Annotated in this window: 1 protein-coding gene; it reads right to left on the reverse strand. The window is 40.4% G+C overall.

The features are described from left to right. Positions 1-254: 254 nt before the first annotated feature. Complete coding sequence (locus tag KV696_RS09590) at positions 255-1421, reverse strand: IS30 family transposase (protein WP_219967534.1); 1167 nt, start codon at positions 1419-1421, stop codon at positions 255-257. Positions 1422-1534: the final 113 nt, after the last annotated feature.

Here is a 1534-nt window from a genome sequence, read left to right on the forward strand (position 1 = left end):
AGGTAAATTCCCAAACTAAGTTCCACCGCTAATCCAAGTGGAAGTTAGTCTGATAAAAATTCTAAAAACCAGTGGAAATCCGTGTCAGGGTAAGTTCCACTGGTTTTAATCATGCTTGATTTCATCGCTTCTGTAGCCAAAATGAATCGAAAAAAAGAAGCGCACAAAATCCCCTCATCTGAAAGCGTTTCAGATTAAGTTCCGCTATGGTGGAAGTTAGTATGAGACGTTTGAATGCGGTTAAAGGTTAGTTTTTAGAACTTATGTTGGAGTAATTTAGACGACTGACAGACATCTTCTGCAGGTATTTTAGAAATGCCAAGAAGCTTAGGAGTCTCTTCTCCATAGGTAAAGGCAAAGAGTTCATAGGCTGACTTTCCATTCAAAGCAGCACGTTTGACACTGTTGACATGAGAACAAATGAGATTGATGTCTTCTTGAGTTAAGTTGTCAAAGGAAGTTCCCTTAGGTAGAATGTCACGAATCAGCGTGTGATTTTTCTCAATTCTCCCTTTCTGGTCAGAGCGATTAGGATCACAAAAGAAGAGTTTACTCTCTCCTCGAACATCCATTTCGATGTCATCGACCCTGGCAAACTCTCCACCATTATCAGTCAGGATGACAGGAAAGAGTTGAAAGAAATCTTTATCCGCTTGGTGAAGAGTGTTCTTGATATCATAGAGATGTTTGGTAACCTCAAGGGCGGTTTTATTATCCAGTAGTCTAGCGAAGATAAAGTTACAGAAAGAGAGATTGAAGGTGAGTAGGACTTTACCTCCCATCCTGCCCATAACGGTGTCCATTTCCAGCCAAGAATTCAGTTGCTTAAGAGCCAAATAATTTAGGAAATCCTCGTAGGAACGGCCTTTTTTGGCTTCTTTAGGGATGGAGGGTAGCTTATTTTTTCTTCTTTCTTTAAATTTAACGGCTCTGGCTAGGTCAATAGGAGCGATAGATAGGTATCCTTTTCGGATGTGTCGATAGACAGTTGAGGAGCTGACATCAAGGTTGTGAGTTTTGAGGATATGATAGATGTGTTGTCCCTTTTTAACACCATCAGAAATGATTTTATCCATGTCCCAGAAGGTCTTGGAATTGAGGGGAGTTCCTTCACGAGCTTCGACAAGAGTTTGTTCGTACTGCTTTTGAGCTTGTTTAGCGAGGTAGAAGATTTTTTTAAATCCACAATTTTGTCTTCTTTTAGGGCATCCATTACAGACAAAGGTAGCTTTGTTGAGTAGAGGGCAAGGAAGCTTATCGCATGTAGACTCTCGGACTTGTCTGTTTCGTTTGACTTCTTTGGAAACAGTGGTCGGGTCTTTTAGAATGGATTGTCCGATAGCTTTGAAGGTTTCACCTCGCTCTAAGCCTAATTGGATATCATTACGGTCTGAAAGGGTAAGGTGTTTATGTTTTGTCATAGTAGACCTCATTTCTAACTCAAACGTCTCACACTTAATTCCACCATAAAAATCCGTTTTAGACTAATTTCCACTTTGGTCAGGTGAGTGGAAGTTACTTTGAGAAGTTAGCA

The organism is Streptococcus humanilactis (genome assembly GCF_019448275.1).
Classification (GTDB): domain Bacteria; phylum Bacillota; class Bacilli; order Lactobacillales; family Streptococcaceae; genus Streptococcus; species Streptococcus humanilactis.

Excerpts from the sequence above, each read along its gene's own strand:
- KV696_RS09590 (WP_219967534.1), bottom strand. The coding sequence starts at position 1,421 with ATGACAAAACATAAACACCTTACCCTTTCAGACCGTAATGATATCCAA.